At 70.5% G+C, this 14,378-nt stretch carries 13 protein-coding genes and 1 pseudogene; 5 read left to right on the forward strand and 9 right to left on the reverse strand.

The annotated features are described in order from the left end of the window. Positions 1–719 (reverse strand): hypothetical protein (locus Q1N79_RS24420; protein ID WP_300612812.1); only part of this gene is annotated, 719 nt, incomplete at its 3' end. 196 nt (positions 720–915) lie between these two features. Between Q1N79_RS24420 and Q1N79_RS24425 the strand changes: the two genes are divergently transcribed. Next, positions 916–1,809 carry a hypothetical protein gene (locus tag Q1N79_RS24425; protein WP_300612814.1) on the forward strand — a complete coding sequence of 298 codons (894 nt, stop codon included), beginning with the start codon at positions 916–918 and terminating at the stop codon, positions 1,807–1,809. 29 nt (positions 1,810–1,838) lie between these two features. Next, positions 1,839–2,771 (forward strand): LLM class F420-dependent oxidoreductase, encoded by a 933-nt coding sequence (locus tag Q1N79_RS24430; RefSeq protein WP_300612816.1) that lies wholly within the window; start codon positions 1,839–1,841, stop codon positions 2,769–2,771. 126 nt (positions 2,772–2,897) lie between these two features. Here the strand turns inward: Q1N79_RS24430 and Q1N79_RS24435 are convergent, their stop codons facing one another. Together Q1N79_RS24435 and Q1N79_RS24440 are read right to left on the reverse strand one after the other, a co-directional pair. Beyond that, positions 2,898–3,404: a hypothetical protein gene (locus tag Q1N79_RS24435; protein WP_300612817.1), complete on the reverse strand. Its 507-nt coding sequence runs from the start codon at positions 3,402–3,404 to the stop codon at positions 2,898–2,900. A gap of 86 nt (positions 3,405–3,490) precedes the next feature. Continuing rightward, positions 3,491–3,736, reverse strand: coding sequence for a hypothetical protein (locus tag Q1N79_RS24440; RefSeq protein WP_300612819.1), 246 nt, complete (start codon positions 3,734–3,736; stop codon positions 3,491–3,493). A gap of 69 nt (positions 3,737–3,805) precedes the next feature. Here Q1N79_RS24440 and Q1N79_RS24445 point away from each other — a divergent pair, with 69 nt between their 5' ends. Continuing rightward, complete coding sequence (locus Q1N79_RS24445; RefSeq protein WP_300612821.1) at positions 3,806–4,270, forward strand: DUF6582 domain-containing protein; 465 nt, start codon at positions 3,806–3,808, stop codon at positions 4,268–4,270. Positions 4,271–4,290: 20 nt separating this feature from the next. Here Q1N79_RS24445 and Q1N79_RS24450 read toward each other — a convergent pair whose 3' ends face one another. From Q1N79_RS24450 to Q1N79_RS24465, 4 genes are all read right to left on the reverse strand, one after another. After that, complete coding sequence (locus Q1N79_RS24450) at positions 4,291–5,592, reverse strand: NAD(P)/FAD-dependent oxidoreductase (RefSeq protein WP_300612823.1); 1,302 nt, start codon at positions 5,590–5,592, stop codon at positions 4,291–4,293. Between the two features lie 341 nt (positions 5,593–5,933). After that, the gene (locus tag Q1N79_RS24455; protein ID WP_300612825.1) at positions 5,934–7,094 is read right to left on the reverse strand and encodes an acyl-CoA dehydrogenase family protein; all 1,161 of its coding nucleotides are present in this window, start codon (positions 7,092–7,094) and stop codon (positions 5,934–5,936) included. After that, complete coding sequence (locus Q1N79_RS24460) at positions 7,075–9,075, reverse strand: biotin carboxylase N-terminal domain-containing protein (RefSeq protein ID WP_300612827.1); 2,001 nt, start codon at positions 9,073–9,075, stop codon at positions 7,075–7,077. The genes Q1N79_RS24455 and Q1N79_RS24460 overlap by 20 nt, the downstream gene beginning before the upstream one ends. A 7-nt stretch (positions 9,076–9,082) precedes the next feature. After that, on the reverse strand, positions 9,083–10,681 hold the full coding sequence (locus Q1N79_RS24465; protein ID WP_300612835.1) for a carboxyl transferase domain-containing protein: 1,599 nt from the start codon (positions 10,679–10,681) through the stop codon (positions 9,083–9,085). A 123-nt stretch (positions 10,682–10,804) separates the two neighbouring features. Between Q1N79_RS24465 and Q1N79_RS24470 the strand changes: the two are divergent. Further along, a pseudogene (locus Q1N79_RS24470) lies at positions 10,805–11,425 on the forward strand (TetR/AcrR family transcriptional regulator); the annotation flags it as partial. 42 nt (positions 11,426–11,467) lie between these two features. On the opposite strand, the gene Q1N79_RS24475 reads toward Q1N79_RS24470, so the two are convergent. After that, a complete protein-coding gene (locus tag Q1N79_RS24475; RefSeq protein ID WP_300612829.1) occupies positions 11,468–12,940 on the reverse strand; it encodes a catalase in 1,473 nt (490 codons plus the stop codon). A 368-nt stretch (positions 12,941–13,308) separates the two neighbouring features. Then, a complete protein-coding gene (locus Q1N79_RS24480; RefSeq protein WP_300612831.1) occupies positions 13,309–13,485 on the reverse strand; it encodes a hypothetical protein in 177 nt (58 codons plus the stop codon). Between the two features lie 74 nt (positions 13,486–13,559). Between Q1N79_RS24480 and Q1N79_RS24485 the strand changes: the two genes are divergently transcribed. Next, positions 13,560–14,108: a DUF4231 domain-containing protein gene (locus Q1N79_RS24485; RefSeq protein ID WP_300612833.1), complete on the forward strand. Its 549-nt coding sequence runs from the start codon at positions 13,560–13,562 to the stop codon at positions 14,106–14,108. Positions 14,109–14,378: the final 270 nt, after the last annotated feature.

Genomic DNA, 14,378 nt, shown 5'->3' on the forward strand with positions numbered 1-14,378 from the left:
GCGCCGGCCGCGACCATGGTCAGGGTCGACAGGACGGTGTCGTGCAGCTGGCGGTGCTGTTCTCGCTCGTCAGCGCGCCGCGCCTCCTCGGCATGGATCTGCCGCTCGGTCTCCAGGCCGGCGGCGACGACCGCGTCCGCCTGCCGGGCGCCGCCGCGGATCACCGCCAGCAGCCCGGCGGCGACGAGCGTCTCCACCACGAGCAGAAAGGCGTCGACGGGGCTGCCTGCGCCGAGCCCGTAAGCGATGACCACGATCCCGGCCGCGGGCAGCCCGAGCCACGGCCGCAGCGCGATCTGCAGGATGTACACCGACGTGCAGGCCAGCGGCAGCATCCAGGTGGTGTTGTCCTTGATCAGCACGGCCGGGACCACGTGCTGCTGCGCCAGCGCCAGCGCCGAGATGACCGCGGCGTCGGCCAGCACCACGGCCGTCGTCAACCCGGACCGCCGGATCCGCCAGGTGAAGAAGGCCGACCACAGGCAGAGCGCGGTCAGCAGCGTGCCCAGCCACCAGCCGGAGATCTGCCCCGTTGCGGCCAGCACGGCTACCGCGGTGAACAGGACCGCGCCGCCCAGGCGCAGGGCGACCGCGTACCAGCCGGCCAGCCAGTACAGGGCCTGGTCGGACGGCCCCGCCGGCCGCGGGCGGCGGGCCCGCCTGCGGCGGCCCGCGGGGGGCCGGATCTGCCCCCCGGCGGAATCAGCTGCCGGTTCCACCGGACCAGTATGCGGCCACGGCACAGGGAACGGCGACGTTTCCGCATCCAGGAGGCCGGCGCCTCGGGCATCGACGTCCTCATCATTGGCCCCGGCCCCCTCAGGGCCGCTGGCTCTTGACACGGCAGAACGGGCGAAATACGGTCCCGGCAGATCGGCGGTGCCGAATCGCGAGCCGACAAACTCGGGGAGTTCGATGAACGATCCCGCGGGCCTCCCGTACGACCGGCAGGGCCTGATCCGCCTCACTGACCGCTACCTCGCCGCGCTCGTGGCGAACGACCCGGGCGCCGTGCCGCTCGCCCATGGGGTGCGGACCGTGGAGAACCTGCGGCCGGTCAAGCCGGGCGAGGGCCTGTGGGCGACGGCGCGCGGCGGCCCGGCCGATTTCGCCGTCCACGTGCCCGACCCGCAGCGGCAGACGGCCGGTTTTATCGGCATGCTTGAGCAGGATGGCGGCCCCATCCTGCTGGGCCTGCGGCTTTCGGCCGGAGACGGCCAGATCGTCGAGGCCGAGCATGTGTTCGCGACCGACCTCGCCGAGGCCAGCCTGGCGAACCTGCGGGTGCCGCGCCCGGGCCTGCTTGCCGAGGTCCCGCCCGGCCAGCGGCTGCGGGAGGAGGACCTGCGCGCGATCGGCGCGAGCTACTACGACACCCTGGTCGACAATGACAGCAGCCTGGCCCCCTTCGCCGCCGACTGCGAACGGCACGAGAACGGGCGGGTCACCGCCGGCCCCGACATCGGCGCGCCGCCGCCAGGCAGCAGCTTCCCCATGGTCCCTGGCGCGTGCGCGGCCCAGATCGACAGCAAGGCGTTCACCTACATCGCCGCCATCGACAACCGGCGGGTGTTCGCGGCCGACCCGGTGACCGGCCTGGCGATGGGACTGTCGATGTTCCGCCATCCGATGGACAACGTCCCGTACGAAATCATCCTCGCCGACGGCACCACCACGATGCACACGCCGGCCTTCGCCCCGTTCGACCTGCCCGCCGCGCACATCTGGAAGATCGGGCCTGACCACCAGATCCACGAGATCGAGGCGCTGGGCTTCATAGCGCCCTACGGCTCACCGTCCGGCTGGTGACCGGTACGGCAGACGGACGGAGACCACGCATGCGGATAGGCACCTCGGCCGTGGAGACAGGCGGCAGTCAGGCGCTGGCCAAGCTAGCCGATCAGCTCCGCCGGGCAGCCGACGACGGGTTCGCTTCGGTCTGGATGGCGAACATCTTCGGGCTTGACGCGCTGACCTCGCTGGCGGTAGCCGGCAGCCAGGTGCCGGGCATCGAGCTCGGCACCGCCGTCGTTCCCAGCTACCCGCGGCATCCGGCCGCACTGGCGCAGCAGGCGCTGACCACGGCGCTGGCGGTCGGACCCGGACGGCTGGCACTCGGCATCGGGCTGTCGCACAAGATCGTGATCGAGGACATGTACGGGCACAGCTTTGACAGGCCCGCCAGGCACATGCGCGAATACCTGTCGGTCCTGCTGCCGCTGCTTGACGGCAGGCCGGTCAACGTCGACGGGAGCACGCTGAGCGCGCACATCGGCCTGTCCACGCCCAGGGCGGGCCGGGTGCCCGTGCTGCTGGCCGCGCTGGCACCGCGGATGCTGAACCTGGCCGGCGAGCAGACCGACGGCACGGTGCTCTGGATGACCGGGCCCGCCACCATCCGCGACTACGTGGTCCCGGCGATCTCGGCCGCCGCCGCTGCCGCTGGCCGGCCCAGCCCGCGTGTCGTGTGCATGCTGCCGGTCTGCGTGACCAGCGACCCGGCCGCCGCCAGGGCGACCGCGGCGGAGGAGTTCGCCATCTACGGGCAGCTGCCGTCCTACCGCGCGATGCTGGACAGGGAAGGCGCGGCCGGCCCCGCCGACGTGGCGATCGTCGGCGACGAGGACGCGGTCGCGGCGCGGATCCTGGCGCTCGCGGACGCCGGGGTGACCGACTTCGTCGCCGCTGAGTACGCCCGCGGCGAGGACAGGGAAAGGACCCGCGGCCTGCTGAAGGCGGTCATCGCGCAAGCGAGCCCGGGCCCCCGCTGACCGTCTCGCACCCCGCCGCCGTGGCCGACCTGATCAGGCAGGCCGCGGGCGGGACGGACCGGGGCGGCTCTGGCGCGCGATCACGGGACCCGGGACAGGCGGGCCGGCCAGGCCACCTGCGGCTTCTTATCCACGCCGGGTTATCCCGGTGACTTCCCATGCCCGGCCAAGGGCGCTGCCATACAAAGCCACAATGACGAGGACCAAGGCATGTTGCAGCGTGGCACTTTGGGTGTTCGCAAGGAGCGCCGCGGCGAGGCCGAGCTGCACTGAGTAGCCCCCAACCGAAATCGACGCGAAGGCGATATTCAGCTTTCTGGTTCGAAAGCTGCGGGAGAAATTTCCGGCCCGCTTTGCCCTCGGTACCAGCCGTCTGGTGGCCAGCAGGCCGACTACTGCCATTGCGAGGCTCGACAGCCCGAGGACGACTGAGCCCCCGGTCAGGGCCACGATCGAAACGATGAAGATGTCTACCAGGGCAACAAACGCGCTCCCGGCCAGCACAGTTCGGTTCTCCCGGGTTGTGGGGTTCGCGTCATCCGCATTGACGACCGAGACGGCGACGACAAGCAACCCCAAGATGGCGGCGGACGCGCCCGCGCTCGTGATGAAGAAGTTCGCATAGTGGCCCATCGCAGAATTATTGACTATTGCCACCGACCTGACCTGCCGATCGCCGAAGGAGTGCCGGGGTTGGTGCGGCGTCCAGGGCTAGCCGTTCAGGCCCCCTGGGCAGCCTGGCTGATCACGGCGGCCACGACAGCCGGGCGCGAGACGAACACCGCGTGGCTGCCGGCGGCCTCATCCCGGCGGGATCGAGTGAACCCCCGCGAGATAGCCACTGACTGCGCGCAGTCCAGGACGGCGCGGTGCTGGCCGCGATCCGCCGCGGACCGCAACGCACCCAGCCAGTTGTTCGCGTTCGCGCGCAGGACATCGGGGTGGCTGGCAGGAGTCCTGGACACCCGCGGGACAGGCGTGCCGGCCAGGTCCCGGGGTATATCCGTTTTCACAACGGAGACGGAGGTAGGACAATGGAAACCGCGCAGCCAACCTGGCAGCCGCACGAAAAGCATGGCAGCCTCACCACGAAAAGCGACCTGCCGGACACGGTTTTCGCTTTTCCCGGGCAGCGGAAGGAACCACTGACCGACGCTGCCCATGTGCGCAATGCGGTCGCACGCTTTGACCAGGTCATCGACGTTTCCGATGCCGACCGCGCGGTGGCGTTCGCCAACATCGAGAAGGCCGCCGACTATTACAACGTCGACCTTTCAGAAACCAATTGGAAAGAACTCGGCGTCCACCCGCAACCGAACCGCGAAGAGAGTGCGAAAAAGGGCGCGCAAACGCGCGTGCGCACAGGAGAAGCCGAGGAAGCCGCGCGCAAAGGCGCAGCGACGAAAGAACGGCTCGGCATTGCCGGGGAAGCGGCGAAGAAGGCCGCGGCGACCCGCCGCCGCGAGCGCGAGGAGGCCGAGGGCCGCCCTGACGCTTAGCCGGTAACGGGCCCGCTCCTTCAGGCGCGTGGCTTGTTCACGTCGAGCGGGACGGACGCCGCGTCGATCACCGCGAGCGATGTCGGTTCCGAGGGCGTGATCCCGTTCAGGGTCCAGTCGGCCGCCACCCGCATCCTGTTGCCGGCCATGGCCGACAGGTGGTAGCCCCGGGTGAGGGCGTTGGCGACCGGCCCGGACAGCGGGACGTGCAGCGGGTTGGCGGCGGCGGCCAGCCCGCCGAGGTCCACCAGGAAGCCAAGATCGCCGTGCTTGTACGGCCGCTGGGTGCCCTTGCCGAGCGAGGCGGCGACGTTCCTGGCCACCAGCTTGCCCTGGCGCTGCGCGTGCTGGGCGGTCATGCCGCAGATCTGGCCTGGGCGGGTCAGGTCGGGTACCGCGGCGCAGTCCCCGCACGCGTAGATGTCATCGCTGCCGGGCACCGCCATGTACTCATCGACCTGCAGCCGTCCCCGGTTGGTGTCCAGGTCCAGGCCGTCGACAAGCGGGTCGGCGCGGACGCCCACGCACCAGATCAGCGACCGGGTGGCAACCTTGTCTCCCGTGGTCAGCTGAACGGAGCCGTCGAGGGCCTGCTCGACCGACTCGCCGGTCAGCACCTCGACGCCGCGCCGCCGCAGCACCCGCTCGGCGGTCCGCGACAGCCGCGGATCCAGCTCGGCCAGCACCCGTGGCGAGGTGTCGAGCAGCAGCCAGCGGATCTCCTGCCCGGCCAGGCCGGGCAGCACCCGGGCCAGCCGGGTCGTCAGCCGCTGGCCGTGCGCGGTGAGCTCGGTGCCGGTGTAGCCCGCGCCGACCACCACGAAGGTGCAGCGCGCCGCGCGCTCGGCCGGGTCCGCGGCCAGGGCCGCGAGCTCAAGCTGGCGGATGATGTGATCGCGCAGGTAAAGGGCCTCATTGATGGTGCGGAACCCGTGCGCGTAGTCGGCGATGCCCGGGATGGGCAGCAGCTTGTTCACGCTGCCCGCGGTGAGGATGACCCGGTCGTAGCCGACCTGGCCTGATGAGCCCTCCGGGCCGTCCCAGCTCACCGTCTTGCGCCGGGCGTCGACGCGGTTCACCGTGCCGAGCACGAACCTGGTCTTGCGCAGCCGGCCGGCCAGCGAGACACAGATGTGCGCCGACTCGACAAGCCCGCCGGTCACCTGCGGCATCAGCGGCAGGTACAGGAAGTAGTCGGTCGAGTTGATCACCACGATCTCGGCCGTGGCGCCGATCAGCCGGGACAGCTCGCGCGCGGCGTTAAAGCCGGCGAAGCCCGCCCCGACGATCACCACGCGGGGCTTGTTGTTCGAGTCCGCCATCGTGCCTCCTCGTCTTGTCAGCTCCGCGAGCCAGCCTGACGCCGGACGCGACAAGCCGGCATCACGCGTTGTTGGTGATTTCGCCGACGGGACGCACCGTGATGGGGCTGCGGCTGATGATGCGATATGCCCGATACGCCCGATATGCACGGATCTCGGAACCAGACATTCCCGGCAGGCCGATTAACGTGGAAGAAAAAGCTGGTCAGGGGGAGTCATATCTTCCACGTAGTCCGGCCGGGCACGTGCAAGGCCAGCGGGAGGGGCTGAAGTGACGGACGGGAAATGAGCCGAGCCGGGGGCGACCGGCCAGGCGCGTGCCAGGCCAGCTGCTCGCCTGCTCAGGCTTTCAGGCCCAGCTCGCGGGCGATGAGCATGCGCTGGATCTCGGAGGTGCCCTCGCCGATCTCCAGGATCTTGGCGTCGCGGTAGAACCGGCCCACCGGGTATTCGTTCATGAAGCCGTAGCCGCCGAAGATCTGGGTGGCGTCGCGGGCGTTGTCCATGGCGGCATTGGCCCCGGTGAGCTTGGCGATCGCTGCTTCCTTCTTGAACGGCTGGCCGGCGGCCATCTTGGCGGCGGCGTGGTACCAGGCGAGCCTGGCGGTGTGCGTGCGCGCTTCCATGTCGGCGATCTTGAACTGGAGCGCCTGGAATCTGCCGATGGGCCCGCCAAAGGCATTTCTATCCCGAACGTAACGGAGCGACTCATCCACGCACCCCTGCGCCAGCCCGGTGGACAGCGCCGCGATCGCGACCCGTCCCTCGTCGAGGGTGGCCAGGAACTGGGCGTAGCCGCGGCCGCGCTGGCCGAGCAGGTTCGCCTCGGGCACCTGGCAGCCGTCGAATGACAGCTCGCGGGTGTCGGAGGCGGACCAGCCCACCTTGGAGTACTTCGCCGATACCGTGAACCCAGGGGTGCCCGACGGGACCAGGATCGTGGAGATCTCCGGGCTGCCGTCGCCGCGGGTGCCGGTGACGGCGGCGACGGCCACGACCGCGGTGATGTCCGTGCCCGAGTTGGTGATGAACGCCTTCGTTCCGTCGATCACCCAGCGGCCGCCGTCAAGCCGGGCCCTGGTGCGCATGGCGCCGGCCACGTCGGAGCCGCCGTCCGGCTCGGTGAGGCCGAACGCGCCGAGGGCCTCCCCGGCGCACAGCCGGGGCAGCCAGTGACGCTTCTGCTCCTCCGTGCCGTACCGGTAGATCGGCATGACGCCGAGCGCGACCCCGGCCTCCAGGGTGACGGCGACCGAGGAGTCCACCCGCCCCAGCTCCTCCAGGGCGACGCAGAGCGCGAGGAAATCACCGCCCATGCCCCCGTACTCCTCGGGGACCGGCAGCCCGAACAGTCCCATCCGGCCCATCTGCGCGATGATCTCGTACGGGAACTCGCAGCGTTCGTAGTAGCTTGCGATCGCCGGCGCCACGACGTCGCGGGCGAATTCCGCGACGGTCTTGCGCAGCGCCTCGTGTTCGTCGTCAAGGCCGTAACTGAGCATCGGTGTTCACTCCCAGGGGTTGCACGATGGCGAGGGGCTCGTCCATGGACACTTGCCTGCCGGGCCTTGCGGCCAGTTCGGTGATCACGCCGCTGAACGGCGCGGTGACGGTGTGCTCCATCTTCATCGCCTCCACGATGAGCAGCGGCTGGCCGGCCGTCACGGGCTGGCCGTCGGTGACGCTGACGGCCAGGACCGTGCCCGGCATCGGGCTGCGGACGGTGCCGTCGGCGCGCCCTCCGCTCGCCTGGTCCGCCGCCCTGACCGCGCTGTCCTTGCGCACCGCCCAGGCGTGCCCGTCGCGGCCCAGCCACAGCACGCGCTCGTTCTCCCAGGCGCACGCGTACGGGAGCGTCTGGTCCCCGTAGCTGACGACCAGCGTCCCGTTCCCGGCCGCCGCCCGGGCCTGGACCGGGGCGCCGCCGTCCACGGCCACCTCGGCCGCCACGCTGGCGCGGCCGGTGACCTGGACCTGCGCGCTCTGGCGCGGGGCGCAGGCCAGCCGCAGCCGCAGCGGCGCGCGGCCGCCAAGCCGCCACCCGTCCGGTATGTCCCATGCGTCGATCACCGGCCCGGCAGGCTCAAGCGCGGCCGACCAGGCGAGCGCCGCCGCGGCGAGCACCTCGTCGGGAGCGCCGGCGGGCGGGAACCGCAGCCGCTCGGCCAGACCGGTGTCGAGTCGGCCGGCCTGGACGTCGGGGTCGTGCAGCAGGGCGCGCAGGAACGCGATGTTCGTGGTGACGCCGAGGACGGCGGTCGCGGCCAGGGCGGCGTCAAGGCGGCGCAGCGCGGCGGCGCGGTCCGGGCCCCAGGCGGTCACCTTGGCGAGCATGGGGTCGTACGCGCTGGTGATCGTCATGCCTTCGGCCAGGCCCGAGTCGACCCGGATGCCAGGGCCGGCCGGCTCGCGCAGCGCGAGCACGGCGCCGCCGGTCGGCAGGAAGCCGCGCGCGGGGTCCTCGGCGTAGACGCGCGCCTCGACGGCGTGGCCGTTCATCGCGGGCATGCCGGTCAGCCGTTCGCCCGCGGCCACCCGCAGCTGCCACTCCACCAGGTCCAGGCCGGTGACGAGCTCGGTCACCGGGTGCTCGACCTGCAGCCGGGTGTTCATCTCCATGAAGAAGAACTGGCCGGGGTCGTCCCCGGACACGATGAACTCGACCGTGCCCGCGCCGGTGTAGCCGACGCTGCGGGCGGCGGCCACGGCCGCCGCGCCCATCGCCTCGCGGCGGGCCGGGCCGAGCAGCGGCGACGGGGCCTCCTCGATGATCTTCTGGTGCCGGCGCTGGATGCTGCACTCGCGTTCGCCCAGGTGCGTGATGGCGCCGTGGCTGTCGCCGAGCACCTGGAACTCGATGTGCCGCGGCCTGGCGACGTACTGTTCGATCAGCAGCGTCTCGTCGCCGAAGGCGGCGCTCGCCTCCCGCCGGGCCGCCGCGAGCGCGGCGGGCAGTTCGCCGGGGGAGTTAACCACCCGCATGCCCTTGCCGCCCCCGCCCGCGGAGGGCTTGACGATGACGGGAAACCACCCTTCGTTCAGGGTAAAGATGAGCTCTTCATCGGACATACCTGGCTTGCCCGTGCCCGGCACCACAGGCACCCCGGCCGCGGCCACGGTGGCCTTGGCGGCGATCTTGTCGCCCATCGCCTCGATCGCCTCGGGCGGCGGGCCGATGAACACCAGGCCGGCGGCGGCGCAGGCGCGGGCGAAGCGGGCGTTCTCGGCGAGGAACCCGTAGCCGGGGTGGATCGCCTGCGCCCCGGTCGCGGCGGCGGCGCCGATGATCGCGCCGATGTTCAGGTAGCTGCCGGACGCGGGCGGCGGGCCGATCCGCACCGCCTCGTCCGCCTCGCGGACGTGGCGCGCTCCCGCGTCGGCGTCGCTGTACACGGCGACGCTTGAGATGCCGAGGCCGCGCAGCGTGCGGAAGATCCGGACCGCGATCTCGCCGCGGTTGGCTACGCAGACCTTGCTGAACACCGCCGCCTCACATCCGGAAGACGCCGTAGCCGGGGGGCTCGAGCGCGGCGTTCGCCGCGGCGGACAGCGCGAGCCCGAGCACGCGCCTGGTGTCCAGGGGATCGATGATCCCGTCGTCCCAGAGCCGGGCCGTGGAGTAGTACGGGCTGCCCTGCTGTTCGTACTGATCGCGGATCGGCCGCTTGAACTCGTCCTGCTCCTGCGCGGTCCAGGCCTGCCCGCGCGCCGCCAGCTGGTCCCCGCGGACGGTGGCGAGCACGCTCGCGGCCTGGTCGCCGCCCATGACGGAGATCCTGGCGTTCGGCCACATCCACAAAAAGCGCGGAGAGTACGCCCGGCCGCACATCGCGTAGTTCCCTGCGCCGAACGAGCCGCCGATGACCACCGTGAACTTCGGGACCCGGGCGCAGGCCACGGCGGTGACCATCTTCGCGCCGTGCTTGGCGATGCCGCCTGCCTCGTACTCCCGCCCGACCATGAAACCCGTGATGTTCTGCAGGAACACCAGGGGCACCAGGCGCTGGTCGCACAGCTCGATGAAGTGGGCACCCTTGAGCGCGGACTCGCTGAACAGGATCCCGTTGTTGGCGATGATCCCGACGGGGTGGCCGTAGATCCTGGCGAACCCGGTGACCAGCGTCGGGCCGTACTCGTTCTTGAACTCGGCGAGCCTGCTGCCGTCGGTGATCCGCGCGATGACCTCCCGCACGTCGTACGGGGTGCGCAGGTCGGCGGGAACGACCCCGTAGAGTTCGGCGGGGTCGGCCAGCGGCTCCTCCGCCGGGCTGACCTGCCACGGACAGGGCGGTCGCGGAGCCAGCGTGCCGACGATGCCGCGGACGATGTCCAGGGCGTCGGCGTCGCCCTCGGCGAGATGGTCGGTGACGCCGGAGACCCGGGCGTGCAGCTCGCCGCCGCCGAGCTCCTCCGCGCTGACCACCTCGCCGGTCGCGGCCTTCACCAGCGGCGGGCCGCCGAGGAAGATCGTCCCCTGGCCGCGCACGATCACGACCTCGTCGCTCATCGCGGGCACGTACGCGCCGCCCGCCGTGCAGGAGCCGAGCACCGCGGCGATCTGCGGGATGCCGCGCTTGGACATCGTCGCCTGGTTGTAGAAGATCCGCCCGAAGTGCTCGCGGTCGGGGAACACCTCGTCCTGGCGGGGCAGGAACGCGCCGCCCGAGTCCACCAGGTAAACGCATGGCAGGTTGTTGTGCAGCGCGACTTCCTGGGCGCGCAGGTGCTTCTTGACCGTCATGGGGTAGTAGGTGCCGCCCTTGACCGTGGCGTCGTTGGCGACGATGACGCACTCCCGGCCCGCCACCCGGCCGACCCCGGTGATGATCCCGGCCGCGGGCGAGTCACCGTCGTACAGGCCGTCCGCCGCCAGCGGGCTGAGCTCGAGGAACGGCGAGCCCGGGTCGGTCAGCGTGTCGACCCGGTCGCGGGGCAGCAGCTTGCCGCGCCCGGCATGGCGCGCACGGGCCTGCTCAGGCCCGCCAAGGCGCGCCGCGGCGAGCCGGTCCCGCAGCTCGGCGACCAGCGCGGCTTGTTCCTTGGCGTTGCGCTTGAACGCCTCGCTGGCCGGATCGGCCCTGCTGTGCAGCACCGGTGCCTCGGTCACGGCTCACCATCGCCCATAGTTAATCGGTACTAGCTGGATCAGGTGCTTATGCACTAATAATGTTAGGGCACGTTAACTTTCGGCGTCTAGCATGGAACCGTGCAGATGAGCAGTGGTGCCCTTCCGGCCGGCAGCGCCCTTCCGGCCGGCACGACACGGACCCGCCGCGCGGCGCGCCGGGGGCTGCGGCGGGAGGAGATCCTGGCCGCGGCGGCCGGGCTGTTCGCCAGGCGCGGCTTTCACGGGGTCTCCATCGACGACATCGGCTCGGCCGCTGGGCTGTCCGGCCCCGGCATCTACCGGCACTTCCCCGGGAAGGAAGGCGTCCTTGCCGAGATGCTGCTCGGCATCAGCCAGCGGCTGCTCGAGGAGGGCAGCCGCCGGGCCGTCGCGGCGCGGGACGCGTCCGCCGCCCTCGACGCGCTGCTGCGCTGGCACATCGACTTCGCGCTCAGCCAGCCCGACCTGATCACGGTGCACAACCGGGAGCTTGCCAACGTGCCCGAGCCGGCCCGGCGGCAGATCCGCCGCCTGCAGCGGCTGTATGTCGAGGAATGGGTGACCGTGCTGAGCGAACTGACCCCTGACGCTGCCCAGGCCCGGCTGCGCACGGCGGTGCACGCCATGTTCGGGCTGCTCAACTCGACTCCGCACAGTGCCAGTGAGCTCAGCGCGGACTCGATGGCCGAACTGCTCTACACGATGGCGCACACCGCGCTGCTGGCCGCCAGCCGGTCCTTACCTGGCCCCGGCCGGCGTGCCGGCGGGCTACCGGGCCGGGGCCGCCAGGCGCAGCCCGCGGGCGACGCGCGCGCCGAGGTCGGGGTCGACCTTGGCCCAGTAGTCGTTGACCGCCCGCTCCTGGATGAACCGTTCCACGCCCTGGCTCAGGTTCCAGACGATGTTGCCGGCCAGATGGTCCCGGTCGGTCGGCGTCATGACCTGGCGGTAAAGCGTGCCCGGCTGGATGAAGTCGTCGTCCTCCTTGTGCGCCTCGTAGGCCGTGCGCATCATGTCCGCGGCCTCCACGAACCAGCCGGGGTCGTGGTAGCGCTGGGAGTCGGCCCTGGGCCCGCCGTAGCTGTTCGGCGCGTAGACCGGCTGGCTCCCGCTGTGGGAGTAGCGCATCGGGCCGTCCTTGTTGTAGTTGTGCACCTCGCCGACTGGCCGGTTGACCGGGAGCTGCTCATAGTTCGGGCCGGTGCGGTAGCGGTTGGAGTCGGCGTAGGCGAACATCCGCCCGAGCACCATCCGGTCCGGGCTTGGCCCGATGCCAGGGACCATGTTCGCCACGTCGAACCCGGCCTGGGTGATCTGGGCGAAGAAGTTCTCCGGGTTGCGGTCGAGCACCATCCGGCCGACGGGGATCGTCGGGTAGTCCTCGTGCGGCCAGACCTTGGTCACGTCGAACGGGTTGTAGCGGTAGCCGGCCGCGTCCTCGTACGGCATGATCTGCATCTCAAGGCGCCAGGCCGGGTGGTCGTTGCGGGCGATCGCCTCGCGCAGGTCACGGCGGTGGTAGTCGAGGTCCTCGGCGCGCATGGCCCTGGCCTCGGCGTCGGTCATGTTCTGGATGCCCTGCTCGGTCTTGAAGTGGTACTTGACCCAGAACTTCTCCCCGCCGGCGTTTTCCCACATGTACGTGTCGCTGCTGAAGCCGTGCATGTTCCGCCAGGTGCGCGGCGTGCCGCGGTCGCTCATCAGGATCGTCACCTGGTGAGCCGACTCCGGCGACAGCGTCCAGAAGTCCCACTGCATGTTGTTGCTGCGCAGGCCGCTGTCGGGCATGCGCTCCTGCGAGTGGATGAAGTCAGGGAACTTCATCGGGTCGCGCACGAAGAAGACCGGCGTGTTGTTGCCGACGAGGTCGTAGTTGCCCTCTTCTGTGTAGAACTTCAGGGCGAAGCCGCGCACGTCGCGGTCGGTGTCCGCGTAGCCCTCCTCGCCGGCCACCGTCGAGAAGCGCGCGAGCATGGGCGTGCGCTTGCCGGCGTGGCCGAGGAAGGCGGCCTTCGTCCACTGGGTGACGTCGGCGGTCACCTCGAAGTACCCGAAGGCGCCGCCGCCCTTGACGTGGTAGACCCGATCGGGGACACGCTCGCGCACGAAGTGGGCCAGCTTCTCGATCAGGTAGACGTCCTGCAGCAGGTTCGGGCCGCCCGGGCCGGCCGTGAGGGAGTACTCGTCGCTGGCTACGGGAGCGCCGGCGTCCGTGGTCGTATTGCGTGGCTGATCGCCCATTTCGTTCCCCCTACGTTGTCAAGGCGCCGCTGGGCCGGCAGTGCCGCGAGGCGGACCACGCGCGCGGCGGTCACCGCAGACGCCAGCCACGATTCCGAGTGGCAAGAACGGCCCGCACGGCAGCGCCGTTGCCCTCGTTCGCGCCGGTTTCGCCCCCTCGAGCCGGCCCGCGGGTGTACCGGGCGCCATACCCGTCGCGCCGGACCATCACACCAGCCGGCCAGGTTCGCCCCGTTCTGGCGGTGGGGCCCCGCCACCAATAGGCGTGGCGCTGGGGGCCCCACCGCCAACCCGGATCGGTGGCGGCCGCGGACCACGCTCGCGAATTGGCAATTCGCGAGCCCGCTGATAACCGCCGCCGGGGCATGTCAGCTGAAGCCGACGTTCAGGATGAAGTGCCCGAGCCGCAGATCGAGCACTCCGCCGCCGGCCAAGTGCACGATAAACGCCAGCACGATGATGGCCACGATGACGACCACCAACCAGAAGAAGAACACGATGACGCCCGGGATGGCGTACCCGGCTACCGTTCTCGCTCTAGCCACGACCGCCCGCTACCCACAGCCGTGCGACTTATTCGGTGCTTGACCGTCGATCCCATTGCCTGGAGTCTGGCCTCATGGCAAGCGAATCACCCTCACCCGCCGCCACTGCAGGCGCAGTCGTTGCCCAGCGAACTACAGCGGAGCAGGAAGCGGATCAGAACGCGGTCGACGACGCCCAGTACCGCAAAGACTGGTACAGGAAGAACGCATCCATCACCGAATGGGCGTATCGGACGCTCGTCATTTTGCAGCTCGCGTTCGCCGCCGCCGTCCCCGTGAGCGCGGCAGCGCGCGCACCTGAATGGGTGGCAGCTCTCTTTGGCGGAATAGCCGCGGTGCTTACCGGCGCCCAGCAAACGCTCGGGCTTGGCCAAGAATATGTCCGGCTGAACGCTACGCACGTTCGCATCGACCGGGAATTGCGGCTTCACCGCGCATTGGCCGGACCGTACGCGAGCGCCGAGGCGCCCGCTCAGCTGCTTGCCACCCGAGTCGAGGACATCGTGGCAGAAGATACGACACGGTGGAGTGCACGCCCCGGGAAAGGCCGGACATCCGCACGCCCGGGGCAGGCAACGCCGCCGGCGTGTCGTGTGTGGGCGGGGTTTTCTGCTTGGGCATAATAGGACAAGGCCCCCTCCATTTATGGGATGGAGGGGGCCTTGCTCGGCCTGCCGCACCAGGGCTGACCGGTTGCCCGGTTTCGCCCGGCTCTGAGGGCCGACCGCCAGGGCCAGGCGCCCGCGCGAGGCTTCCGGTTTCCCGTCGTCCTCCCGCGTCCTCGGCGTTGCCCCCGAGGGCGGCTCCCGTTTCCGGCGTGAGTGCATTTCTACTCCTGCGCCGGGGCGCGGCGCAAGCGCCCGAGGGCCGATTATTGAGAGTTTTTTCGTTAT

It is taken from the genome of Trebonia sp., assembly GCF_030042015.1.
In the GTDB taxonomy this organism is placed as follows: domain Bacteria; phylum Actinomycetota; class Actinomycetes; order Streptosporangiales; family Streptosporangiaceae; genus Trebonia.

What these genes read in the sequence shown, in the direction of transcription:
- Q1N79_RS24430 (WP_300612816.1), top strand. Translation starts at nt 1,839, where the DNA reads ATGCGGATAGGCACCTCGGCCGTGGAGACAGGCGGCAGTCAGGCGCTG.
- Q1N79_RS24475 (WP_300612829.1), bottom strand. Translation starts at nt 12,940, where the DNA reads ATGGGCGATCAGCCACGCAATACGACCACGGACGCCGGCGCTCCCGTA.
- Q1N79_RS24450 (WP_300612823.1), bottom strand. Translation starts at nt 5,592, where the DNA reads ATGGCGGACTCGAACAACAAGCCCCGCGTGGTGATCGTCGGGGCGGGC.
- Q1N79_RS24445 (WP_300612821.1), top strand. Translation starts at nt 3,806, where the DNA reads ATGGAAACCGCGCAGCCAACCTGGCAGCCGCACGAAAAGCATGGCAGC.
- Q1N79_RS24435 (WP_300612817.1), bottom strand. Translation starts at nt 3,404, where the DNA reads ATGGGCCACTATGCGAACTTCTTCATCACGAGCGCGGGCGCGTCCGCC.
- Q1N79_RS24425 (WP_300612814.1), top strand. Translation starts at nt 916, where the DNA reads ATGAACGATCCCGCGGGCCTCCCGTACGACCGGCAGGGCCTGATCCGC.
- Q1N79_RS24455 (WP_300612825.1), bottom strand. Translation starts at nt 7,094, where the DNA reads ATGCTCAGTTACGGCCTTGACGACGAACACGAGGCGCTGCGCAAGACC.
- Q1N79_RS24485 (WP_300612833.1), top strand. Translation starts at nt 13,560, where the DNA reads ATGGCAAGCGAATCACCCTCACCCGCCGCCACTGCAGGCGCAGTCGTT.